Raw genomic sequence first — 24,362 nt, forward strand, 5'->3', positions numbered from 1 at the left:
TTTTTAGCGCTATTCATTCGATAGCTCTTTACTCCCCACGCTTATGCTGTCAGCTCGAAATTCTCACTTTGCGGAGGAAGCATGCTCGACAAACTGGACGCAGCGCTCAATTTTGGCACTGAAGCGCTTAACCTGCGGGCTCAGCGCCAGGAGATCCTGGCGTCCAATATCGCCAACGCTGACACGCCGGGCTATCAGGCGCGCGACATTGATTTTGCCAGCCAACTGAAAAAGACACTGGAGCAGGGTCGTGCGCAGGGCTCAGGCATGTCGCTGGCGTTAACGTCGGCACGCCATATTCCGGCGGAGACCGTGCAAAAGCCTGCACTTGACCTGATGTACCGCATTCCCGATCAGCCCGCGGCTGATGGCAACACGGTAGATATGGATCGTGAGCGTACGCAGTTCGCGGATAACAGCCTGAAATATCAGACCGATCTGACGCTGATCAGTAGTCAGCTGAAAGGGATGATGAACGTCCTGCAGGGGCAATAACGTATGGCACTTCTGAATATTTTTGATATCGCCGGTTCGGCGATGACTGCACAGTCACAGCGTATGAACGTCAGCGCCAGTAACCTGGCAAACGCCGACAGCGTCACCGGGCCTGATGGTCAGCCTTATGTGGCGAAGCAGGTGGTGTTTCAGGTCAATGCTGCACCGGGGCAGGCAACCGGTGGGGTGAAAGTGGCTGAAGTGGTTGATGATCCGACGCCTGCCAGGCTGGTGTATGACCCGGGCAATCCGATGGCGGATGAGAAAGGTTACGTGAAGATGCCTAACGTGGACGTGGTGGCCGAGACGGTCAACAGCATGTCTGCGTCGCGTAGCTATCAGGCCAACGTTGAGGTCCTCAACACCGTGAAAACGATGATGATGAAAACACTGACCATGGGTCAATAACGGAGAATAACCATGAGTATTTCAGTAAACGTCAACGACACAACAGCCACCAGTGTCAGTACGACCAGTACCAGCAGCACTGGTAACAGTTCTTCCGACCTGCAAAGTCAGTTCCTGACGCTGTTAGTTGCACAGCTGAAAAACCAGGACCCGACCAACCCGCTGGAAAACAACGAACTGACCACCCAGCTGGTGCAGATCAACACCCTGAGCGGTATTGAGAAGCTGAACACCACGCTGTCTTCGATTTCTACCCAGATTAACAGCAACCAGTCGCTGCAGGCGGCGACGCTGGTCGGTCAGGGTGTGATGGTGGATGGTTCGCAGATTCTGGTCGGCAGCGGTGTGACCACACCATTTGGTCTGGAACTGGAGCAGGCTTCTACTGCGACGACGGTCACCATTAAAGATTCCAGCGGTGCCGTGGTTCGTACCATCGATCTCGGCGCGGTGACAGCAGGTGTTCACAGCTACTCATGGGATGGCACGCTCACTGATGGCACTACCGCACCAGACGGCAAATATACCTTCACCATTTCCGCAACCAGTGGTTCAGACCAGCTGGTCGCTCAGCCGCTGAACTACGCGCTGGTGAACGGTGTGAGCACCAATGATGATGGCGCGGTGCTGGATCTGGGCACCATGGGTACAGCCACCCTTGATGACATTCGTCAGATTATCTAACACAGGCCTGGATTATGGATCACGCGATATATACCGCAATGGGCGCTGCCAGCCAGACGCTCAACCAGCAGGCAGTGACTGCCAGTAACCTGGCAAACGCCTCGACACCGGGCTTCCGTGCGCAGCTGAATGCGCTGCGTGCCGTGCCGGTTGAAGGGCTGTCGCTGCCAACACGTACGCTGGTGACTGCTTCAACGCCTGGTGCCGATATGTCGCCGGGTTCGATGGAATACACCGAACGTCCTCTGGATGTCGCGGTGCAGCAGGATGGCTGGCTGGCCGTACAGACCGCCGATGGCACCGAGGCGTACACCCGCAACGGTAACATCCAGGTCAGTCCGACCGGACAGCTGACCATTCAGGGCAACCCGGTGATGGGTGACAACGGCCCGATTGCGGTGCCGGAAAATGCTGAACTGACCATTGCCGCAGACGGTTCTATTACTGCGTTAAACCCGGGCGATGCACCTAACGCCACTATCCAGCTGGGACGCTTAAAGCTGGTTAAGGCCGAAGGTTCTGAGCTGACGCGTGGTGATGACGGCATGTTCCGCCTGACGACGACGGCCCAGCAGCAACGTGGCGCCACGCTGCAGGCTGACGCGACGGTACGCGTAAACCCTGGCGTGCTGGAAGGCAGCAACGTCAACCCGGTTGAAACCATGGTCGATATGATCGCCAACGCCCGCCGCTTTGAGATGCAGATGAAGGTTATCTCCAGCGTCGATGAAAACGCCCAGCGCGCGAACCAGATCCTTAACATGAGCAGTTAAGGCCAGAGGAAAATAACATGATTCGTTCTTTATGGATTGCAAAAACCGGCCTTGACGCCCAGCAGACCAATATGGACGTTATCGCCAACAACCTGGCGAACGTCAGCACCAACGGTTTTAAACGTCAGCGTGCGGTATTCGAAGACCTGATGTATCAGACTCTGCGTCAGCCAGGCGCACAGTCTTCCGAACAGACGACACTGCCAACCGGTTTACAGATTGGTACCGGTACGCGTCCGGTCGCGACTGAGCGTCTGCACAGCCAGGGTAACCTGTCACAGACCAGCTCATCGAAAGATGTGGCGATCAACGGCCAGGGTTTCTTCCAGGTGCAGATGCCCGATGGCACCACGGCGTACACCCGTGACGGTTCTTTCCAGACCGATTCTAACGGCCAGCTGGTGACTAACAGTGGCTTCCCGGTACAGCCAGCGATCACTATCCCGGCGAACTCTCTGAGTATGACCGTGGCCCGTGATGGTACTGTCAGCGTGACCCAGGCGGGCAACGCAGCATCGGTGCAGGTTGGACAGTTAACGCTGGCGACCTTTGTCAACGATGCTGGTCTGGAGAGCGTGGGCGAGAACCTGTACATGGAAACCCAGGCTTCTGGCGCGCCAACGGAAAGTGCGCCAGGCAACAACGGCGCGGGCACGCTGTATCAGGGCTACGTCGAAACCTCTAACGTCAACGTGGCGGAAGAACTGGTTAGCATGATCCAGACGCAACGCGCTTACGAGATCAACAGTAAGGCGATCAGCACCTCGGATGCAATGCTGCAGAAACTGTCGCAGTTATAAGGTCGCAGACCTTAGCAGTAAGGGCGGGAATCTCTCCCGCCCTCATACAGACTCTTAAAAAGGTAGTGATTCCGTGGCGAAGCAATTACATCTCAAGCCTCGTTTGTTGGTAGCCGGTTTGCTGCTGACGCTTAACGGTTGCGCCATTATCCCGCGCACCCCTTTGGTTGAAGGTTCGACGACGGCGCAACCGACGCCATCTTCACCACCTGTGGTGAACGGGTCGATTTTCCAGGGGGTGATGCCGATGAACTACGGCTACCAGCCACTGTTTGAGGATCGCCGTCCACGTAATATTGGCGATACGTTGACGATCACGCTGCAGGAAAACGTCAGCGCCAGTAAGAGTTCTTCGGCTAACGCCAGCCGTGACGGCAGCAGCACTGTTGGCCTGACTGCTGTACCACGTGCGCTTGCCGGCTTGCTGGATGGTGATAAAGCCAGCGCCGAAGCCAGCGGCAAAAACGATTTCGAAGGCAAAGGTGGGGCATCTGCCAATAACACCTTTACCGGCACCATCACCGTTACCGTTAATCAGCTATTGCCGAACGGTAACCTGAAAGTGGTGGGTGAGAAGCAGATTGCCATCAATCAGGGCACTGAATTTATTCGCTTCTCCGGCGTGGTCAATCCACGCACCATCAGCGGAAGCAACACGGTTGTCTCCAGCCAGGTGGCAGACGCGCGTATCGAGTATGTCGGCAACGGCTACATCAACGAAGCGCAGAATATGGGCTGGCTGCAACGTTTCTTCCTGAACGTGGCACCGTTCTAAGAGGTTACTATGCGTAAATCACTTTTCCTTCGTGCAGCATTTTCCCTGCTGCTCGGTTTCAGTACGCTGGCATCGGCCGACCGCATTCGCGATCTGACCACCGTGCAGGGCGTGCGTGATAACTCGCTGATCGGTTACGGTCTGGTGGTTGGCCTTGATGGTACTGGCGACCAGACCACGCAGACGCCATTCACCACCCAGTCGCTGAACAACATGTTGTCCCAGCTGGGCATTACCGTGCCGTCTGGTACCAATATGCAGCTGAAAAACGTGGCGGCAGTGATGGTCACGGCCAAACTGCCGGCTTTCGGTCGTCAGGGGCAGCAGATTGATGTTGTTGTTTCCTCGATGGGTAACGCCAAAAGTCTGCGTGGCGGCACACTGTTAATGACGCCGCTGAAAGGCGTCGATAACCAGATCTATGCGCTGGCGCAGGGTAACGTGCTGGTCGGCGGTGCCGGTGCAGCAGCAGGCGGCAGCAGCGTGCAGGTGAACCAGCTTAACGGTGGCCGTATCACCGGCGGCGCGACGATTGAACGTGAACTGGCCAGCAACTTTGGTACCCAGAACACCATCAATCTGCAGCTGAACGAAGAAGACTTCTCGATGGCGCAGCGAATCGCCGATGCGGTTAACAGCCGCGGCGGTTATGGTTCTGCGACTGCGCTGGATGCCCGCACGGTGCAGATCCGCACTACGGCGAATAACAGTTCACAGGTTCGTCTGCTGGCAGATATTCAGAACATCGACGTTTCCGTACCAATTCAGGACGCGAAAGTGATTATCAACTCGCGTACCGGTTCGGTGGTGATGAACCGCGAAGTGACACTGAGCAGCTGTGCGGTCGCGCAGGGCAATCTGTCCGTGACAGTGAATCAGACTCAGAACGTCAACCAGCCGAATACGCCGCTGGCCGGTGGTCAGACGGTGGTGACGCCACAGACTCAGATCGATCTGCGTCAGGAAGGCGGTGCGTTGCAGCGTGTGAACGCCAGCGCCAACCTGAATACGGTGGTCCGTGCGCTGAACGCGCTGGGTGCCACGCCGATGGATCTGATGTCTATCCTGCAATCCATGCAGAGCGCGGGTTGTCTGCGCGCCAAACTGGAAGTGATCTAATGAACGATACGCAATCGCTGATGAGCGCGGCTTACGACAGCCGCTCACTGAACGACCTGAAACATCAGGTCAGCCAGGATCCGAAGGGCAAGGCGTTAGAAGTGGCGAAACAGGTCGAAGGCATGTTTGTGCAGATGATGCTGAAAAGCATGCGTCAGGCACTGCCGCAGGATGGCCTGTTCAGCACGGAACAGACGCGTATGTACACCTCAATGTACGATCAGCAGATTGCGCAACAAATTGGTGCCAAAGGGCTGGGGATGGCAGATCTGATTGTGAAACAGATGATGCCTTCCACCGCGCCGGATGAGAAAGCCGGAACCATCCCGATGGCGCTGGATCGCACCTTCTTTAACAATATGCCCTCTGCAGAACTGGAGCGTATGGTGCGCCGCGCGGTGCCGAAGCTGTCCACCTCGGGCGGCGGAGCAGAGATGAGCGGCAGCAGCAGCGAGTTTCTTGCCAGGTTGTCACAACCCGCGCAGCAGGCCAGTGCGCAGAGCGGCATTCCTCATCATCTGATTCTGGCGCAGGCCGCGCTGGAGTCCGGCTGGGGTCAGCGGCAGATTATGACCGCCGACGGACGGCCAAGTTACAACCTGTTCGGCATTAAAGCCACGGGCAACTGGGACGGTGAGAAAACCGAAATCACCACTACCGAATATGAAAATGGCGTAGCGAAAAAAGTGAAAGCCAGTTTCCGTGTTTACGGTTCTTACACCGAAGCATTAACAGATTACGTCAATCTGCTGAGTAATAACCCGCGTTATGCCGCGGTGGCGAATGCCTCAACCGCAGAACAAGGTGCCCGTGCACTGCAGGCGGCAGGGTATGCGACCGATCCAAACTATGCGCAGAAACTGACGGGAATGATCCAGCAATTTAAGCAAATGGGCGACAAAGTGGCGAAAGCCTACAGCAGCGATCTGAGCACCTTATTCTGATTTTTTTCTCTCAAGTTTTACTTAAGAACGCCGATAACAACTACAGGCCGGGCAGAAGGAACAACGTCTCACCGGCGACCTGATAGTCAAATGCCGGCCCGCGCGTTGCACGGGAAAACGAGGAACCGACATGTCCAGCTTAATTAACTCCGCACTGAGCGGTTTGTCAGCCGCACAGGCGGCAATTAATACCACCAGTAACAATATCAGTAACTATACAGTTAGCGGATACACACGACAGACCGTTCTGTTAAGCCAGGCAAGCAGCACCATGGTGGGCAACAGTTACTATGGTAACGGTGTCAATGTGGTCGGTATCAACCGTGAGTACGATTCCTTTATCACCAATCAGCTGCGTGGCGCCAGCGCCAGCAGCAGTGCGCTGACGACGCAGTACAACCAGATCTCTAACATTGATGATCTGTTTGCCAGCTCAACCACCAGCCTGTCTACCACCCTGCAGAGCTTCTTCACTGCGGTACAGAACGTGGTGAGCAGTGCCGACGATGCGTCTGCGCGCCAGACGCTGCTGAGTCAGGCACAGGGACTGGTCAGCCAGTTCAAGACCACAGATGAATATCTGCGTAATCTGGATGCGGGTGTGAACACCACCATCAGCTCCAGTGTCGATCAGATCAACACCTATGCCACCCAGATTGCCAGCCTGAACCAGCAGATCACCAAGCTGACGGCGGCAGGTGGCGCAACGCCAAACAACCTGCTCGACCAGCGCGACCAGCTGGTGAGTGAACTGAACGATGTTATCGGTGTGACCGTTTCTGAACAGGATGGTAACTACAACATCTCTATCGGTAACGGCCTGACACTGGTCACGGGCAACACGACCCGTCAGCTGGTGGCGATGAATTCCAGCGCTGACGCATCGAAACTGACTGTCGGTTATGTCGACAGCGCTGCCGGTAATGTTGAAATTCCGGAAAGTCAGATTACCACCGGTTCACTGGGCGGTACGCTGAAGTTCCGCAGCGAAGACCTGACCACTGCACGTAACAACCTGAACCAGATGGCGCTGGTATTCGCGGATGCGTTCAACGCGCAGCACGCTGAAGGCTATGATGCCGATGGTGCACAGGGCGGCACATTCTTTAACATTGGCGCGGCATCTGTGACCGCCAACAGTAAAAATACCGGCACCGCAAGTCTGTCAGTGACCAGCCGCGACAGCAGCGAAGTGCAGGCGAGCGATTATAAAGTGGCTTACAACGGCACCAGCTGGACCGTCACGCGTTTGTCAGACAATACCACGGCTACCGTGACCACTGGCACCAATGCAGATACTGGCGAACCAACCCTGAGCTTCGACGGGCTGGAAGTCACCATCAGCGATGCAACGGGTGCGGCAGCGAAAGACAGCTTTGTCGTGAAGCCAGTGTCCAATGCCATCGTCAATATGAGCGTTGCTATCACTGATGAAGGCCAGATTGCTGCAGCATCAGCTGCTGACAGCGGTGCCAGCGATAACACCAACGCGCAGAAATTACTGGATCTGCAAACCGCATCATTAGTCAGTGGCGGCAAGACGCTGAGCCAGGCCTATGCGAAGATGGTCAGTGTGGTTGGTAACAAAACCAATTCACTGGAAACCGCCAGCACCACTCAGTCTGAAGTGGTGACCCAGCTGACTGAGCGCCAGCAATCCATTTCCGGCGTCAGTCTGGATGAAGAGTATGTCAACCTGCAGCAATTCCAGCAGTATTACCTGGCAAACGCCCAGGTGTTGCAGACAGCATCCACCATCTTCGATGCGCTGATGAGCATTCGTGGTTAATCAGTAACGAATAAGGATTTAACACCATGCGTATTAGTACCGTGATGATGTACAGCCAGCAGACCAAGTCAATTCTTGACGCACAGTCTTCCTGGCTGCAGGCCGGGGAGCAGATGTCCTCCGGCAAGCGGGTGGTTAACCCGTCAGATGACCCGATTGCATCAGCGAACGCCATTCTGCTGGCACAGACTCAGGCGCAGAGTAAGCAATACTCGCTGGCTCGCGACTTCGCTACCCAGAACCTGTCGCTGGAAGAGAGCACGCTGCAAAACGTCACCACCAGCATTCAGTCTGCACAGACGCTGATTGTTAACGCCGGTAACGGTACGCTGAACGACGATGACCGTGCCTCGCTGGCAACCCAGCTGGAAGGTATTCGCGATCAGATTCTGAACCTGGCGAACACCACCGACGGTAATGGCCGCTATCTGTTTGCCGGCTATAAGACCGATACGGCACCCTTCGTGCAGGATGAGGCCACCGGTGCAGTGACTTATGTGGGGGGCGATGAAGCGATTACGCAGAAAGTTGACTCCACGCGTACCATGACCGTCAGCCATACCGGTGAGCAAATTTTCCAGTCGCTGACCAGCACCGCCAAGCTGGAAGATGATGGCACCGCTGAAAACGATCTGTTCACCATGCTGAATGATGCGATTGCCGCACTGAAAGTGCCGCAGGATGGTCAGGATTCAACGGTGACAGAGGCGTACAGCGCGGCAATTGACAAGGCGAACCGCAGCCTGAGCAACTCACTGAACAATGTGCTCTCTGTACGTTCTGAAACTGGTACTCAGCTGCAGGAACTGGAGAACCTGGATAGCCTGGGTGATGATCGCGATCTGACCTACACCACTCAGATGAGTAATCTGGTGGATGCCGATATCACCAGCTCTATTTCTTCATACACCATGCGTCAGGCGGCATTGCAGGCATCTTATTCGACCTTTAGCAGTATGTCGCAGATGTCACTGTTCCAGCTGAATTCATAACCTTATCTCAAAAATTTAAACGTGCTTAAACCGGGCACGTTTGTTTTTTCCCGTTAGCTGCGCAAGTGGATAACGGGATTTTTTTTGCCTGTGATGTGAGCGGAGCCGGCGAGTCATCAGTTTCCAGGCTGTAGCCTGCAGACTGGCTGACTGGCTGACTGGTTGCACTGACCGCACCTTCCCCCGCGACGCGGGGGAAGGTTGGGATAGGGGAACAATTAACACCGGGTTACTTCCTTTCCCTGCCTGATTCTCCTCCCATGTATGGGAGAGAAGATGTCCGGTGATGCCCGTAGCAGACAGGATAAGGTGGCTGCAGATAAAAAAAATCCCCCGGCATTGCCAGGGGATTTTATGTTGCTCTCAGAAACAGTATCAGAGAACCGGCTTATTCCTGTCTCTCCCGTCACCGGGAGAGAGTGCAGGTTACGGACGGGTCGCTGGTGCAGTCGCCTGATGCGTAGCGCTATGGCCACCTGCTGCGCCTTTACCTTCAAAGTTGAAAGCAGGGCGCACCCAGTTGCTGTGACGCACAGGTTCTGGCTGCCACTCTGGTGCCGGTGCTTTGGTCATTGGTGCGCTGGCATAGTGTTTCCAGTTACCTGACGCAGCCGCTTGTGGCGCCGCGACAACCGGTGCAGGTGCGCTGACCGCTGGCTCAGCGGCGGCTTCCGGCGCTGCAGAAACTTCCTCAACTTGTGCAGTCACGGCTTCGCTGACATCCGCCGGCGCGGTGCTGGCGATGTCTGCGGCAGCGTCAGCTGCAGGTTGTGGTTGCTCTTCAGTAACCTGCGGCTCGGCGTCTTCTTCAGTCGCTTTTGGTGCCGCTTCCGCTGCTTCCAGCGCGATGGCAACCGCTTCACGCGCTTCTTCCTCGGCAACCTCAGCAGGTTCAGCCTCGGTTTCATCCGCTGGTTGTGCGGTAGCAGCAGTCTGCTCAGCAATCACTTCCTGCGCGGGTTCGATAACCGCAGGCTGCTCATTCACCGGTGCGTCGATAGCCGCAGTCTGCTCGCTTTCAACCAGCGTTGCCGGTGCATCGGATACCTGCTCAGGCGTGACGACGTGCACAGCCTGCTGCGCTTCAGTGGCGACAGCTGCGGCAGCAACGATGTTCTGCTGCGGCTCGTCAGCCAGTTCGGTCACTGCATCAACAACGGCTGGAACTTCCTGCGTCTGTGGCTGTGAATAGTTGATCCACACTTTACCTGACGCCATTTCCGGCGCAGCAGCCGCAAAGCTGACTGGCATCGGCGACTGGGTCGGGTAACGCTCATCACGGTAACGACGACGGCGCTGACCACTGACGCGCAGATGACGCGGTGAACGACGGGAGCGGCGCGGCATATTTTCGCGGTTCTCTGCATCATCCTGCTCATCATTGCTGTTTTCTACTGGTGCTGGCAGAGCCGCGACAGGAGCCTGTGTTTCGGCCTGTGCTGGTGCTGCCTCGTCAGTTGCGCCGATACGAATCTTCTGGCTCAGCTGGCGCGGTTTACGGCGCGGCATCACCTGGACGTTCTCTTCGCTGTCGACGTTTGGCTGAGTTACGTTCTCTTCGCTGGTCGCCGGTTCTGTTTTGACTTCCTGCTGCTGACGCTTCTCTTCCTGACGGCGACGCTGACGCTCAGCACGCTGCTCACGACGCTGCTGTTGCTGCTCGTCACGCTGCTGAGTACGTGCTTCGTCATTGACCGGTTGCTGACGATCATCGCGCGGTTCAGCCGGAGCGGCGTTACGCTTGTTACGACGATTGTCTTCACGCGGCTCACGATTCTCACGGCCTTCACGATTGTCGCGGTTGTCACGACCCTCGCGACCTTCACGACCTTCGCTGTTGCGCTCACGATTTGAACGGTCACCGTTACGGTCACGGCGGTTGTTGTTGCCGTTACGACGGTTGCTGCGACGTTCACCACGTGGTGCTTTCTCGCCGTCAGCGGCTGTTTTCTCATCTGCCGCTTGTTGCGTCTGAACGCTGGTGGTTTCTTCAGTGCCAAACAGTTTCTTCAGACCACCCAGCAGGCGGCTGAACAGACTTGGCTGCGGCGCGACGGCCGCGCTGGTCTGCTGAACAGCGGGCTGACGTTCTGCCGGTGCCGGTGCTTTTTCCTGCGGCGCAGGTGGCGCATCAGGCATCACAAACGCGGCCAGAGCTGGCTGCTCAGGGCGTTTACGCTCAGCATGTTCTTCTTCAGAAGGCAGCGCCATTTCGGCTTCATGCAGCTTCGGCAGATGGTAGCTGAGGGTTTGCGTCTCTTCGCCGTTGCGCACACGCAGTACGGAGTAGTGCGGGGTTTCCATCTGATCGTTTGGCACGATGATGGCGCGCACGCCGCCCTGACGTTTTTCAATCGCGCTGACGGCATCACGTTTCTCGTTCAGCAGGTAAGAGGCAATCTGTACCGGAACAATGGCGTGAACTTCGCGGGTGTTCTCTTTCAGCGCTTCTTCTTCAATCAGACGCAGAATGGAGAGTGACAGCGATTCGTTATCACGGATGGTGCCTGTACCGCTACAGCGTGGGCAGACATGGTGGCTGGATTCACCCAGTGACGGGCTGAGACGCTGACGTGACATCTCCAGCAGGCCGAAACGGGAAATGTGGCTGATCTGGATACGCGCACGGTCCTGACGCACCGCTTCACGCAGACGGTTTTCCACTGCGCGCTGGTGGCGCACTGGCGTCATATCGATAAAGTCGATCACGATCAGGCCGCCGAGGTCGCGCAGACGCAGCTGACGTGCGATCTCATCGGCCGCTTCCAGGTTGGTGTTAAACGCGGTTTCTTCGATATCGCCGCCGCGGGTGGCGCGTGCGGAGTTGATATCGATCGCGGTCAGCGCTTCGGTGGTGTCGATAACGATAGAACCACCCGATGGCAGACGCACTTCGCGCTGGAAGGCGGATTCAATCTGCGACTCAATCTGGTAGTGGCTGAACAGCGGGATTTCACCGGTGTACAGTTTGATTTTGCTGCTGAAATCCGGACGACCCAGCGCGGCGATATGCTGACGTGCCAGCTCCAGCACTTTCGGGTTATCAATCAGGATTTCGCCGATGTCCTGGCGCAGGTAATCGCGGAAGGCACGCACAATAACGTTGCTTTCCTGGTGGATCAGGAACGGCGCCGGACGGCTCTCTGCAGCTTTCTTGATCGCTTCCCAGTGCTTCATACGGAAGCTGAGGTCCCACTGCAGCGCTTCGGCTGATTTGCCGACGCCCGCGGTACGCACGATCAGGCCCATGCCATCTGGCAGTTCCAGCGAAGAGAGCGCTTCTTTCAGTTCAGTACGGTCATCGCCTTCAATCCGGCGCGAGATACCGCCTGCGCGTGGATTGTTTGGCATCAGAACCAGATAGCTGCCCGCGAGGCTGATAAAGGTGGTCAGCGCAGCGCCTTTGTTGCCACGTTCTTCTTTATCAATCTGGACAATCACTTCCTGACCTTCGCGCAGGACGTCTTTAATATTCGGACGACCATGGGCGTTGTAGTTAGCAGGGAAGTATTCGCGGGAAATTTCTTTCAGAGGAAGGAAACCGTGCCTTTCAGCGCCGTAATCAACAAAAGCGGCTTCGAGGCTGGGTTCAATACGGGTGATCTTGCCTTTATAGATGTTGGCTTTCTTCTGTTCGTGTCCAGGACTCTCAATGTCCAGATCGTACAGGCGTTGTCCATCAACCAGTGCAACACGCAACTCTTCCTGCTGAGTTGCGTTTATCAACATTCTTTTCATCGTAACTTACTCATTATTCTTACATTAGTGACAAAGCTACGGGCATGGTAACGCTGGACGAGGGTGAACCGATGGCCCCGTGACTGTTCGCAAGGTCGTCAACCTCCCGGTTGTCGCCTGCTAAGGGGCGCAAAATCTCGGCAGCCTGTTTTTCATACGGAAAAAACAGCGCTTTTATCGAGGGAACCACTGCTGAATTACCAGAGAAAGTTAATCCCGTCTTGTCGTCCAGGCTGCAAACCCGCAGCCCGCTAAATGCCTGATTGCACAATACGTCTTACGCCATTGCCGCGTGTATGCGCTATCCGGCAAAATTCCTTTATTCGCTCCACCCTTAATACTTTGGGTGTGAATGACCTTGTTTTAACAAGGTACAACGCGAAAATCACCAGCATTATTCCATTGCTAACCTTGTTATAGCAAGGTTACTTTTACCGCCTTGAGAAGTTTATTCCAGGTTTAATCCGTGTTTTATTGACGGCACGATAAATCCGTCTAAAAAGCGCGCATATCACCTGCTTAACAGGGCAGACTGTCAGTTAAGCACATAAAAACCAGTGGCGCTATTTTCTGTCACTTATTAGAATCGCCGCCATGAAAACCAATACGCCATCCGTTCAGATTGTTGCCATTTCCGCTGATGAAGCGGGGCAGCGCATCGACAATTTTTTACGCACGCAGCTAAAAGGCGTGCCCAAAAGTATGATTTACCGCATTTTGCGTAAAGGCGAAGTGCGTGTGAATAAAAAACGCATTAAACCGGAGTACAAACTGGAAGCCGGTGATGAAGTACGCATCCCGCCGGTGCGAGTCGCCGAACGCGAAGAAGAGGCGGTTTCGCCGAAACTGGCCAAAGTCGCTTCACTCGCCGATGCCATTGTGTATGAAGATGAGTACATCCTGGTGATGAACAAGCCTTCCGGCACCGCGGTACATGGCGGCAGCGGGCTGAGCTTCGGCGTGATTGAAGGGCTGCGCGCACTGCGCCCGGAAGCTCGCTTCCTTGAACTGGTGCATCGTCTTGATCGTGATACTTCCGGTATTTTGCTGGTGGCGAAGAAGCGTTCGGCGCTGCGTTCGCTGCACGAACAGCTGCGTGAGAAGGGGATGCAGAAGGATTATCTGGCGCTGGTACGCGGTCAGTGGCCATCGCATCTGAAAGTGGTGCAGGCGCCACTGCTGAAAAACATTCTGCAAAGCGGTGAGCGTGTTGTTCGCGTCAGCAGTGAAGGTAAACCGTCGGAAACGCGCTTTAAAGTTGAAGAGCGTTACGAGAACGCCACGCTGGTGAAAGCCAGCCCGGTGACCGGCCGTACTCATCAGATTCGTGTGCATACCTTGCATGGCGGGCACCCGATTGCGTTTGATGATCGTTATGGCGACCGCGAGTTTGATCGTCAGCTGGCGGGAACCGGGCTAAACCGTCTGTTCCTGCATGCCGCGGCGCTGCGTTTTACTCATCCGCATACTGGTGAAGTGATGCGCATGGAAGCGCCGCTTGATGATCAGCTGAAGCATTGCCTGGCGCAGCTGCGTAAGAAGTAGGTTTTCAGCGAATGCTGCTCTTTACACGGACTACTGCCTGAAACGCATGTCCAGAGGACATGGTAAAAGGTTTGATATACCTGAAACCCGGCAGTAACACAGACGCGAAGGCGCAGGGAACAGGGCCAGCGGAGGAAAGCGTCCCGCGCCATGGACGGCGCGGGCCGAGCGGTCAGGGATGACGAACAGCGACTTTCCGGAGCTGGCCCTGTTCCCGGCGCTGATCACGAGACTCACCGCGACACCCCTGAACAAGGCTCAGGAACAGTAGCGGGTTCTCTGAGCCTTATCTGCGTATGGTTCATTTTGCAGAAAAGAGCAGCGGGTCCATCCCGGCTTCACGCAGCATGTCGCACAGTGCAATCAACGGCAGTCCCACCAGCGTATTCGGGTCACGTCCTTCCAGCCTGTCGAACAACGTGATGCCTAAACCTTCACTTTTAAAACTCCCTGCGCAGTTCAGCGGTTGTTCTCTGGCGATATATGCCGCAATTTCCGCATCGCTCAGCGTGCGAAAATGCACCGTAAAGAGTTCACAGCAGCTTTTTATGACCTGCTGCTGCCCGCAATACAGCGCCAGACCAGTGTAAAATATCACCGACTGCCCGCTGGCCATGCGCAACTGTTCACGGGCGCGCATTTCGGTATGCGGTTTGCCGGTAATCTGACCGTCTATCACGCAAACCTGATCGCTGCCGATAATCAGCTGGTCAGGCCAGGTGCCCGCCAGTGCCTGCGCTTTGGCGATGGCCAGTCGTGTCACCAGCTGTGGCGCGCTTTCCCCGTTGATCGGTGTCTCGTCCACCTGTGGGGCAGCAGTAATAAAAGGCAGGCCAAGTTTATTTAACAGCGCCTGACGGAAAGGGGATGTTGAGGCTAAAACTAATCCAGACATAATTTTTTAGCAGAATATATAGCGAATCGGATGCAGGCATTTTAAACTATGCGCCGCACTGGATGCGAATAATGGGTGAAAGATGCTGTAAAACGGCCTTTTTCTTTGACTCTGGCTCATTACAAAGTTAATATGCGCGCCCTATGCAAAAGGTAAAATTACCCCTGACGCTCGATCCGTTACGCACTGCTCAGAAACGCCTTGATTACCAGGGCATTTATACACCTGAACAGGTGGAGCGTGTGGCCGAATCGGTAGTCAGTGTGGATAGTGATGTCGAATGTGCGATGTCGTTCGCGATTGATAACCAGCGCCTCGCGGTACTGAAAGGTACTGTTGAAGTTGCGGTGACGTTATCCTGTCAGCGTTGCGGTAAGCCGTTTGCTCACCAGGTCCACGCAAGCTATTGTTTTAGTCCGGTGGTTAATGACGACCAGGCTGAAGCACTGCCGGAAGCGTACGAGCCGATCAACGTCGACGAGTTTGGCGAGATTGATCTGCTGGCAACAATTGAAGATGAAATTATCCTCGCGTTGCCGGTCGTTCCGGTTCATGATTCTGAACACTGTGAAGTGTCCGAGGCGGACATGGTCTTTGGCAAATTGCCTGCAGAGGCGGAAAAACCAAACCCATTTTCCGTATTAGCCAGTTTAAAGCGTAAGTAATAGGAGTAAGGTCCATGGCCGTACAACAGAATAAACCAACCCGTTCCAAGCGTGGCATGCGTCGTTCTCACGATGCTCTGACCACTACCACTCTTTCCGTAGATAAAGTTTCTGGCGAAACTCATCTGCGTCACCACATCACTGCGGATGGTTACTACCGCGGTCGCAAGGTCATCGCTAAGTAATTCTTGCGGATGCGCAAGGCGATACTTTGACGCGTTTGACCCTGGCGATAGATGCCATGGGCGGGGACTTCGGTCCCTGCGTGACAGTGCCTGCTGCAATGCAGGCACTGGCGTCAAATTCGCAGCTGCACCTTCTTCTGGTCGGCGACCCCGACAAAATCACGACATCACTTGCCAGAGCTGATTCCGCTTTACTGGGGCGTCTGCAGGTTATCCCTGCCGAATCGGTTATTGCCAGTGATGCCAGACCCTCACAGGCGATCCGCACAAGTCGCGGCAGCTCAATGCGCATGGCGCTGGAGCTGGTCAAAGAGGGAAAGGCGCAGGCCTGCATCAGTGCCGGAAATACCGGCGCACTGATGGGGCTGGCCAAATTATTGTTAAAACCGCTGGACGGCATTGAGCGTCCGGCGTTAATGAGTGTCTTGCCAAACCAGCAGCAGGGGAAAACCGTGGTGCTGGATCTCGGCGCGAATGTCGAATGCGACAGCGACATGCTGGTGCAGTTCGCCATTATGGGCGCCGTGATGGCAGAGCAGGTGGTTGGCGTGGATAATCCACGCGTCGCATTGCTGAATATTGGTCAGGAAGAGAGCAAAGGTCTTGATACAATTCGCGATGCTGCGGCTATACTGCGCACCATGCCGGATATCAACTATATCGGTTATCTTGAAGGTAATGATTTGTTGACCGGCAAAACAGATGTATTAGTCTGCGATGGTTTCGTGGGCAACGTCACGCTGAAGACAATGGAAGGCGTGGTAAGAATGTTCCTCTCGCTGTTGAAATCACCGGGCGGAGGCAACAAAAGGGCGTGGTGGATGACATTGCTGGGACGCTGGTTAAAACATCGTCTGGCAAAACGATTTGGTCACCTCAACCCCGACCAGTACAATGGCGCTTGTCTGTTAGGATTGCGTGGCACTGTGATTAAGAGCCATGGAGCAGCAAATCAACACGCATTTGCTGTGGCGATACAACAGGCAGAGCAAGCGGTGCGGCGGCAGGTTTCGGAACGAATTGCCGCTCGCCTTGAGGCTGTATTACCTAAGAGTGACTGAGCGTACATGTATACGAAGATTATCGGTACGGGCAGCTATTTGCCCGAACAGGTGCGGACGAACGCCGATCTGGAAAAAATGGTCGAGACGTCGGATGAGTGGATTGTCACACGCACCGGAATTCGTGAACGCCGCATTGCAGGTCCGGATGAGACGGTCGCTACAATGGGATCCCAGGCTGGACAGCGTGCGCTGGAGATGGCCGGCGTTGATGCCAATGATATTGGCCTGATCATCGTCGCAACCACCTCATCAAGCCATGCGTTCCCCAGCTCGGCCTGTATGATTCAGCAAATGCTCGGCATTAATGATGCTGCAGCCTTTGACCTTGCCGCCGCCTGTGCGGGCTTTACCTATGCGCTAAGTGTTGCCGATCAATATGTGAAGAACGGCGCGGTGAAGCATGCGCTGGTGATTGGCGCGGATGTTCTGGCGCGTACGCTGGACCCGAACGATCGCGGCACCATCATCCTGTTTGGCGACGGTGCCGGTGCGGTCGTGCTGGGCGCCAGCGAAGAGCCGGGGATTATCTCTACCCACCTGCACGCGGATGGCCGTTACGGTGAGCTGTTAACGCTGCCGAACCAGGATCGTGCGAATCAACAACAGCCAGCGTATCTGACCATGGCGGGCAACGAAGTGTTTAAAGTTGCCGTAACAGAACTGGCTCATATTGTTGATGAAACGCTGCAGGCGAATAACCTCGATCGCGAAGCGCTCGACTGGCTGGTGCCACACCAGGCCAACCTGCGTATTATTAGCGCCACGGCCCGTAAACTGGGCATGGGCCTGGATAAAGTGGTGGTGACGCTGGATCGTCACGGCAACACCTCAGCGGCATCGGTGCCTTCTGCACTGGATGAAGCCGTCCGCGATGGCCGTATTCAGCGTGGCCAGCTGATTCTGCTGGAAGCCTTCGGTGGCGGCTTTACCTGGGGTTCGGCGCTGGTTCGTTTTTGATCAACAGGAATTTATGATGACGCAATTTGCAATGGTATTCCCGGGACAGGGTTCTCAGACGGTTGGCATGCTGGCAGAACTGGCTGCGGAAAATCCGGTGGTTGAGAATACGTTCCGTGAAGCTTCCGCTGCGCTGGGTTATGACCTGTGGCAGTTAACGCAGCAGGGACCAGCTGAAGAGCTGAACAAAACCTGGCAGACTCAGCCTGCACTGCTGGCAGCTTCCGTTGCCATCTACCGTGTCTGGCAGGAAAAAGGCGGTAAAGCGCCAGTGATGATGGCCGGTCACAGTTTAGGCGAGTACTCTGCGTTAGTCTGCGCGGGTGTGCTGGATTTTGCCGAAGCGATCAAACTGGTCGAACTGCGTGGCAAACTGATGCAGGAAGCGGTGCCGGAAGGGACTGGCGCAATGCAGGCGATTATCGGTCTTGACGACGCGGCAATTCAGCAGGCGTGTGACGAGTCCGCGCAGGGCCAGGTGGTTTCTCCGGTGAACTTTAACTCCCCGGGTCAGGTGGTTATTGCCGGCAACAAAGACGCTGTCGAGCGCGCAGGCGCAGCCTGTAAAGCCGCGGGTGCAAAACGTGCGCTGCCGCTGCCGGTTAGCGTGCCGTCACACTGTGCGCTGATGAAGCCGGCGGCCGACAAACTGGCACTGGCGCTGGAAAACATCACCTTTAACGCCCCGGCTTTCCCGGTGGTGAATAACGTGGATGTGAAATGTGAAACCAGCCCGGAAGCAATTCGCAGTGCGCTGGTGCGCCAGCTGTACAGCCCGGTGCGCTGGACGGGTTGCGTAGAATTAATGGCGGCGGAAGGCGTGACCTCGCTGCTGGAAGTGGGGCCAGGCAAAGTGCTGACTGGCCTGACAAAACGTATTGTTGACACCCTGACAGCTGCGGCGGTAAATGATCCCGCTGGCCTGTCAGCGGCTCTTGAACAATAACTCGAGGAAAAACATGAGCTTCGAAGGTAAAATTGCACTGGTGACGGGCGCAAGCCGTGGTATCGGACGCGCGATTGCGGAAACGCTGGTCGCACGTGGCGCCAAAGTGATTGGCACCGCCACCAGCCAGAGCGGCGCAGACGCTATCAGTGCTTATCTGGGTGCTAACGGCAAAGGTCTGCTGCTGAATGTGACCGATGCCGCTTCCATTGACAGCGTACTGGAAAACATTCGCGCTGAATTTGGCGAAGTGGACATTTTAGTCAATAATGCAGGCATTACGCGTGATAATCTTCTGATGCGCATGAAGGACGATGAGTGGCAGGATATCCTGAACACCAATCTGACTTCTGTGTTCCGCTTATCTAAAGCGGTAATGCGTGCGATGATGAAAAAACGCGTAGGCCGAATCATTACCATCGGTTCCGTTGTCGGAACCATGGGTAATGCGGGCCAGGCAAACTACGCTGCAGCAAAAGCGGGTTTGATCGGCTTTAGCAAGTCACTGGCGCGTGAAGTCGCGTCACGTGGTATTACCGTTAATGTTGTGGCACCGGGCTTTATTGAGACGGACATGACACGTGCGCTGAATGAAGATCAACGTGCAGGCATTCTGGCGGAAGTGCCAGCGGGTCGTCTTGGCGACGCGCAGGAAATCGCCAATGCTGTCGCATTTTTAGCCTCTGATGAGGCGGCGTACATCACTGGTGAGACGCTGCACGTCAATGGCGGAATGTACATGGTCTGATAATCACGAAAATTATTTGCGTTATTTGCAGCAAAAGCCGCAAAATAGGGTAAAATCGTGGTTTGACCAGACTGGATTTGGTTGCATCTTTTTCAACTTTTTATACACTACGAAAACCATCGCGTAAGCGAGTTTTGATAGGAAATTTAATAGTATGAGCATCGAAGAACGCGTTAAGAAAATCATTAGCGAGCAGCTTGGCGTTAAATTTGAGGAAGTTAAAAACGAGTCCTCATTTGTTGAAGATTTAGGCGCAGATTCTCTTGATACTGTTGAGCTGGTGATGGCTCTGGAAGAAGAGTTTGACACTGAGATCCCGGATGAAGATGCCGAGACGATCACCACTGTTCAGCGTGCTATTGATTACATCAATAATCATCAGCAGGCTTAATTGAACACCATCAGGCGGTCGCTCGACCGCCTGATTTTTTTGTCCGTCCCACTAGTTGCAATATTTTCCCTCCCTGGAGGACGAACGTGTCTAAGCGTCGTGTTGTAGTGACCGGTCTTGGCATGCTTTCTCCTGTCGGCAATACCGTAGAGTCCACCTGGAGTGCTCTCCTTGCCGGTCAGAGTGGCATCAGCCTGATCGACCATTTTGATACTAGTGCCTACGCAACGCGTTTTGCTGGCTTAGTTAAAAATTTTGAATGTGAAGATATCATCTCGCGTAAAGAACAGCGCAAGATGGATGCTTTTATTCAGTACGGTATTGTTGCGGGCGTACAGGCCATGCGCGATTCCGGTCTGGAAGTGACTGAAGCGAATGCAGAGCGCGTTGGCGCAGCGATCGGTTCAGGTATCGGTGGTTTAGGTCTGATCGAAGAAAACCACAGTTCACTGGTTAACGGTGGACCGCGCAAAATCAGCCCATTCTTCGTGCCTTCCACAATCGTTAACATGATCGCTGGTCACCTGACCATCATGTATGGCCTGAAAGGCCCAAGCATCTCCATCGCGACTGCCTGTACCTCTGGCGTGCACAATATCGGTCATGCGGCGCGTATCATTGCCTATAACGATGCTGATGTCATGCTGGCGGGCGGTGCGGAAAAAGCCAGTACCCCGCTGGGAATTGGTGGTTTCGGCGCGGCTCGTGCATTGTCCACGCGCAACGACAACCCGCAGGCGGCAAGCCGTCCGTGGGATAAAGATCGCGATGGCTTCGTGCTGGGCGATGGCGCAGGCATCGTCGTGCTGGAAGAGTACGAACACGCGAAAAAACGCGGCGCGAAAATCTATGCCGAAGTGGTCGGTTTTGGTATGAGCAGTGATGCCTACCATATGACCTCACCACCGGAAAACGGCGCAGGCGCGGCTCAGGCGATGGTGAATGCGCTGAAAGACGCACAAATCAGCCCGGAGCTGATTGGCTACGTCAACGCTCACGGTACGTCTACTCCGGCAGGCGATAAAGCTGAAGCCCAGGCGGTGAAGTCCGTATTTGGCGCTGCAGCCAGCACGGTGATGGTCAGCTCGACCAAATCCATGACTGGCCATCTGCTGGGTGCGGCGGGTGCGGTTGAAGCGATTTATTCGATTCTGGCGCTGCGCGACCAGGCGGTTCCGCCAACCATCAACCTGGATAATCCGGATGAAGGTTGCGATCTGGACTTTGTGCCGCATACCGCGCGCCAGGTGCAGGGAATGGAATACAGCCTGTGTAACTCTTTCGGTTTCGGCGGCACCAATGGTTCGCTGATTTTCCGTAAGATTTAATTCCGCTGATGCTGTGAAAAGGCCCGCGTTTGCGGGCCTTTTTGTTGCTGATGATTGCGTTGACTCAGCCAGTCATTTAAACAACTTCTGCACAAACCCGGCATAGGCCGGACGCCAGACATCCATTTCATGTCCCAGACCGGGGTAGAGTTTGTAATCGAACTTCACGCCTTTCTCTTCCAGCGTCTGTTTCAGGGCAGCGATATCTTTCCCGGTGATACTGTCAGTTTCGCCGACCACCACGGTGAAGTTTTTCAGCTGACGGTTAACTTCCTGTGGCTTATTCAGCTGTGCTGAGGCTTCAGCATCTGGCACGGTCGCCATACTGACACCACTGAGTGTCGCCAGCGCGCTGAAATACTCCAGATGGCCTAAGCCAGAAACCAGTGTCTGGTAACCACCCTGTGATAATCCGGCGAGTGCACGGCCCTGTGCATCTTTACGCACGTTAAAGCGCTGAGAGATCAGCGGAATAATGTCGTGAATCAATTCGCGGTCAGCGGCTTTCGCGTTGGCAGGATAGAACACTTTGCGCCGCTCCTGCGGAATGTAGTTTTCCGGCGTGGTCGTGGCGGTATCGGTTTCGGTATCCGGGATCACCACCAGCATCGGTGTGATTTTGCCTTCCGCCAGCAGATTGTCCATGATTTGCGGAATGCGTCCCTGGTCGATAGCAGAACGGCCGGAATCACCAAAGCCGTGGTAAAAGTAGAGTACCGGCAGTGGCGCTTTGTGGGTGTCATAACCTGGTGGTGTCCAAACCGCCAACTGACGCTCCGATTTGAGTTCTTTAGAGTGATAGGTGAGGGTGCGGACATCACCATGTGGCACGGCGCGGACATCAAGAATACTGCCTGGCACCAGCACCTGACTGGTATTCACCTGGCGCTGTGGTTTTGGATTTGCGCTACCGGTATCAATCGACCGGAAACCATCGACACTAAAGAAGTATTCGTACAGATTCGGTTTCAGCACCTCGCTACGGAATGTCCAGATCCCTGCCGCATCTTTACTCATCGCATGGGAGACGTAGCTTTCCGGCGTGGCACCGGTAAAGACCTTGACCTCTTTGGCGGTGGGGGCAAACAGGCGGAAAGTGACGCTGTTATCGGCATTAACACCCGTGACATAGTCCTTCACTGCACGATCCTGGGGTGGCAGTGTCGGAAAATCAGCAGGCAGTGAAGCAGCATGAACCATGGAAGCAGACGCCAGCAGTGCAGCGGCAATCACCCGGGCAAGGGTGTTCTTTGTCATATTCGATTCTCCATAAAAAAAGGGGTGCTGAGCACCCCTGGTTGTTGTTTACCACCACACCTCAGCCTGTACGCCAACGGCGAACTGGTCTTTCTTATTGTCAGAGAAGCTGTAGTCCGACAGCTCGTTATCCAGCAGATGGATATACGTACCGTAGAAACGAATTTCCGGACGTGAGTTCAGCAGGCTGGTATCGACTTTCAGTGCGTGATACAGCGTGGTTTTATAGGCGGATTCTTTCAGTCTGGTGCCAGACTGGGTTTTGTTGGTCTGAGTAAACCAGCCCAGTTCGACACCGGTCTGGTTGTAGTTGTCCCAAATCCAGGCTGGACGAACCACGGTACGCACACTTTCAAAGTCGCTGTGCGCGCCGCTGTCGTAGCTGTAGACATCTTCACCACGGCTGTACATCAGCGCGTTAGCCATAATAATGTTATCGGTCAGGTACATTTCACCCTGCGAAATGGCGCGCCATGCACTGCCACTGTGGTCACCATAATAGTCACCGCCGACACCCATGGATGGGTTGGAAGCATTGTAGTCACCGAAATTACTCGCAATCGAGTTATTCGCCCCCTGGACGATGAACTCGTTAAACCCTTTACGATTCAGCTCCTGGCGCAGGGTAACTGAACCCAGCCAGGAATCTTTCAGGTCAAAGTAGCTATTATTGCTTTCGTTATCTTTCTGGGTGTCCGTTTTGTTCGCCATCACATATTTACCCATCAGTGACAGTGAACCACCGTCCCACAGTGGCAGATTACGATAACGTACATCGAGACTATTGGTATTCATCTGAGTGGTGGTGTCGTCATTCATCGTACGATCGTAAACATCGAGATCTTCACGCGTTAACGCAATATCAAGCAAGCCTGGGCCAGCTTTCATATTCTCAATACCGACGCCTGCACCGGCATCAACACGGTAGCTCTTAAAGTCGAGCATCTGAATTTCAATGGATGGCAGATGGTGCTTACCGACCCAGAAGTCAGCTTCTGGCGCGAATGGCAGGAAGCCTTTAGTGGTCAGATAAATATCGGAGAACTGCAGAACGTTTTCGCCGTTGGTATCACCAAACCAGCCGGAAGAGTATTGCTGGCCGACGTTACCATCGAGCATGACCACGGCCTGTGCTGTTTTGCCGTCTTTGTTATAAACCCGTTGTTTCAGATATAAATCGAACCAGCTGCTGTATTCATTACCAAAACGACCGAGTGAGCCAATAGCGTAGGACTTCGGTGAACCGTTAGTGGTGGTTCCCCAGCCGCTACGGATATAACCAGAATACGTGAAGCCGATATCATCTTTCACGTACTGGCTGATTTCTTTCAGTGTGGCAGGCTGTGCTGCACCATTCTCATTATTTGCGACGACATAGCTGGTGCTGGCACTGGCTGGCTGGCTTTCAGCATGGCCGACCAGCCCGACATTATTGGTGCGCGTTGGTGCTGCAGTCGGTGCAGCAAGGGCAGGTGCCGTATTACTCGTTGCCAGCTGTTTTTCCGTTTTTTGTTTGTAGTCCTTAAAGGCGGCTTTCGTCTCCTGCAATTCCTGTTTATTGCTGGCCAGCTCTTTTTCCAGCAATTCCAGACGCTGTTCGACCGTCAGTTTTGCGGCGGAGACGTAATTGGGTAATAAGGCAGAGGCGACCAGTACAGCAACTATTTTCAGAGGGTATGACTTCATCGCTATCATCCTGTCATTAACAGAAAATTATTCTGATTGTTAGTGAATGGTTTTATTAATTTCAGTGAACGTTATTACGGGTACTGTCTTGCTTGTGGTGCTTGGCGGATTCAACTCCGAAGTGCAACGCTAAGCCGCCAATCTTAGCTCTGCAAACACCACAGACGGTTGCCTGAAT

General features: G+C 54.7%; 23 protein-coding genes. 19 read left to right on the forward strand and 4 right to left on the reverse strand.

Features of this window, described 5'->3' with window-relative positions; all coding sequences use genetic code 11:
* Window positions 1-81 precede the first annotated feature (81 nt).
* From flgB to flgL, 10 genes are all read left to right on the forward strand, one after another.
* Entirely contained in the window at window positions 82-495 is a 414-nt protein-coding gene (gene flgB, locus ACSZO1_RS06570) for a flagellar basal body rod protein FlgB (RefSeq protein WP_437610713.1), read from the forward strand.
* A gap of 3 nt (window positions 496-498) precedes the next feature.
* A complete protein-coding gene (flgC, locus tag ACSZO1_RS06575; RefSeq protein WP_437610715.1) occupies window positions 499-903 on the forward strand; it encodes a flagellar basal body rod protein FlgC in 405 nt (134 codons plus the stop codon).
* A gap of 12 nt (window positions 904-915) precedes the next feature.
* On the forward strand, window positions 916-1,587 hold the full coding sequence (flgD, locus tag ACSZO1_RS06580; RefSeq protein ID WP_437610717.1) for a flagellar hook assembly protein FlgD: 672 nt from the start codon (window positions 916-918) through the stop codon (window positions 1,585-1,587).
* A 14-nt stretch (window positions 1,588-1,601) separates the two neighbouring features.
* On the forward strand, window positions 1,602-2,360 hold the full coding sequence (locus ACSZO1_RS06585) for a flagellar basal body rod protein FlgF (RefSeq protein WP_437610719.1): 759 nt from the start codon (window positions 1,602-1,604) through the stop codon (window positions 2,358-2,360).
* Between the two features lie 17 nt (window positions 2,361-2,377).
* Window positions 2,378-3,160 (forward strand): flagellar basal-body rod protein FlgG, encoded by a 783-nt coding sequence (flgG, locus tag ACSZO1_RS06590; protein ID WP_437610721.1) that lies wholly within the window; start codon window positions 2,378-2,380, stop codon window positions 3,158-3,160.
* Window positions 3,161-3,233: 73 nt separating this feature from the next.
* Window positions 3,234-3,935, forward strand: a complete 702-nt coding sequence (gene flgH / locus ACSZO1_RS06595) for a flagellar basal body L-ring protein FlgH (protein ID WP_437610723.1) — start codon at window positions 3,234-3,236, stop codon at window positions 3,933-3,935.
* 9 nt (window positions 3,936-3,944) lie between these two features.
* Window positions 3,945-5,054 (forward strand): flagellar basal body P-ring protein FlgI, encoded by a 1,110-nt coding sequence (locus ACSZO1_RS06600; RefSeq protein ID WP_437610725.1) that lies wholly within the window; start codon window positions 3,945-3,947, stop codon window positions 5,052-5,054.
* Window positions 5,054-5,998 carry a flagellar assembly peptidoglycan hydrolase FlgJ gene (gene flgJ / locus ACSZO1_RS06605; protein ID WP_437610727.1) on the forward strand — a complete coding sequence of 315 codons (945 nt, stop codon included), beginning with the start codon at window positions 5,054-5,056 and terminating at the stop codon, window positions 5,996-5,998. Before ACSZO1_RS06600 ends, flgJ begins: the two co-directional genes overlap by 1 nt.
* Window positions 5,999-6,128: 130 nt before the next feature.
* A complete protein-coding gene (gene flgK, locus ACSZO1_RS06610) occupies window positions 6,129-7,787 on the forward strand; it encodes a flagellar hook-associated protein FlgK (protein ID WP_437610729.1) in 1,659 nt (552 codons plus the stop codon).
* Between the two features lie 26 nt (window positions 7,788-7,813).
* Window positions 7,814-8,779: a flagellar hook-associated protein FlgL gene (gene flgL / locus ACSZO1_RS06615; protein ID WP_437610731.1), complete on the forward strand. Its 966-nt coding sequence runs from the start codon at window positions 7,814-7,816 to the stop codon at window positions 8,777-8,779.
* A 426-nt stretch (window positions 8,780-9,205) separates the two neighbouring features.
* Here the strand turns inward: flgL and rne are convergent, their stop codons facing one another.
* Window positions 9,206-12,517 carry a ribonuclease E gene (gene rne, locus ACSZO1_RS06620; RefSeq protein WP_437610733.1) on the reverse strand — a complete coding sequence of 1,104 codons (3,312 nt, stop codon included), beginning with the start codon at window positions 12,515-12,517 and terminating at the stop codon, window positions 9,206-9,208.
* A gap of 594 nt (window positions 12,518-13,111) precedes the next feature.
* On the opposite strand from rne, the gene rluC reads away from it, so the two are divergent.
* Window positions 13,112-14,062, forward strand: a complete 951-nt coding sequence (gene rluC, locus ACSZO1_RS06625; protein WP_437610735.1) for a 23S rRNA pseudouridine(955/2504/2580) synthase RluC — start codon at window positions 13,112-13,114, stop codon at window positions 14,060-14,062.
* 301 nt (window positions 14,063-14,363) lie between these two features.
* Here rluC and ACSZO1_RS06630 read toward each other — a convergent pair whose 3' ends face one another.
* A complete protein-coding gene (locus tag ACSZO1_RS06630; RefSeq protein WP_437610737.1) occupies window positions 14,364-14,957 on the reverse strand; it encodes a Maf family protein in 594 nt (197 codons plus the stop codon).
* Between the two features lie 143 nt (window positions 14,958-15,100).
* Between ACSZO1_RS06630 and yceD the strand changes: the two genes are divergently transcribed.
* From yceD to fabF, 8 genes are all read left to right on the forward strand, one after another.
* Window positions 15,101-15,622 (forward strand): 23S rRNA accumulation protein YceD, encoded by a 522-nt coding sequence (gene yceD, locus ACSZO1_RS06635; RefSeq protein WP_437610739.1) that lies wholly within the window; start codon window positions 15,101-15,103, stop codon window positions 15,620-15,622.
* A gap of 14 nt (window positions 15,623-15,636) precedes the next feature.
* Window positions 15,637-15,807, forward strand: a complete 171-nt coding sequence (rpmF, locus tag ACSZO1_RS06640) for a 50S ribosomal protein L32 (RefSeq protein ID WP_013508656.1) — start codon at window positions 15,637-15,639, stop codon at window positions 15,805-15,807.
* Between the two features lie 26 nt (window positions 15,808-15,833).
* Window positions 15,834-16,868: a phosphate acyltransferase PlsX gene (gene plsX / locus ACSZO1_RS06645; RefSeq protein ID WP_437610742.1), complete on the forward strand. Its 1,035-nt coding sequence runs from the start codon at window positions 15,834-15,836 to the stop codon at window positions 16,866-16,868.
* 6 nt (window positions 16,869-16,874) lie between these two features.
* Entirely contained in the window at window positions 16,875-17,828 is a 954-nt protein-coding gene (locus ACSZO1_RS06650) for a beta-ketoacyl-ACP synthase III (RefSeq protein ID WP_437610744.1), read from the forward strand.
* Window positions 17,829-17,844: 16 nt separating this feature from the next.
* The gene (fabD, locus tag ACSZO1_RS06655) at window positions 17,845-18,774 is read left to right on the forward strand and encodes an ACP S-malonyltransferase (RefSeq protein ID WP_437610746.1); all 930 of its coding nucleotides are present in this window, start codon (window positions 17,845-17,847) and stop codon (window positions 18,772-18,774) included.
* Window positions 18,775-18,787: 13 nt separating this feature from the next.
* Window positions 18,788-19,522: a 3-oxoacyl-ACP reductase FabG gene (fabG, locus tag ACSZO1_RS06660; RefSeq protein ID WP_437610748.1), complete on the forward strand. Its 735-nt coding sequence runs from the start codon at window positions 18,788-18,790 to the stop codon at window positions 19,520-19,522.
* A gap of 154 nt (window positions 19,523-19,676) precedes the next feature.
* Window positions 19,677-19,913: an acyl carrier protein gene (gene acpP, locus ACSZO1_RS06665; RefSeq protein ID WP_437610750.1), complete on the forward strand. Its 237-nt coding sequence runs from the start codon at window positions 19,677-19,679 to the stop codon at window positions 19,911-19,913.
* An 86-nt stretch (window positions 19,914-19,999) separates the two neighbouring features.
* Window positions 20,000-21,241, forward strand: a complete 1,242-nt coding sequence (gene fabF, locus ACSZO1_RS06670; protein WP_437610752.1) for a beta-ketoacyl-ACP synthase II — start codon at window positions 20,000-20,002, stop codon at window positions 21,239-21,241.
* Window positions 21,242-21,313: 72 nt separating this feature from the next.
* Here the strand turns inward: fabF and ACSZO1_RS06675 are convergent, their stop codons facing one another.
* Entirely contained in the window at window positions 21,314-22,441 is a 1,128-nt protein-coding gene (locus tag ACSZO1_RS06675) for an esterase (protein ID WP_437610762.1), read from the reverse strand.
* Between the two features lie 105 nt (window positions 22,442-22,546).
* Window positions 22,547-24,184 carry a carbohydrate porin gene (locus ACSZO1_RS06680; protein WP_437610754.1) on the reverse strand — a complete coding sequence of 546 codons (1,638 nt, stop codon included), beginning with the start codon at window positions 24,182-24,184 and terminating at the stop codon, window positions 22,547-22,549.
* Window positions 24,185-24,362: the final 178 nt, after the last annotated feature.

It is taken from the genome of Erwinia sp. V71 (assembly GCF_965644245.1).
Taxonomy (GTDB): Bacteria; Pseudomonadota; Gammaproteobacteria; order Enterobacterales; family Enterobacteriaceae; genus Erwinia.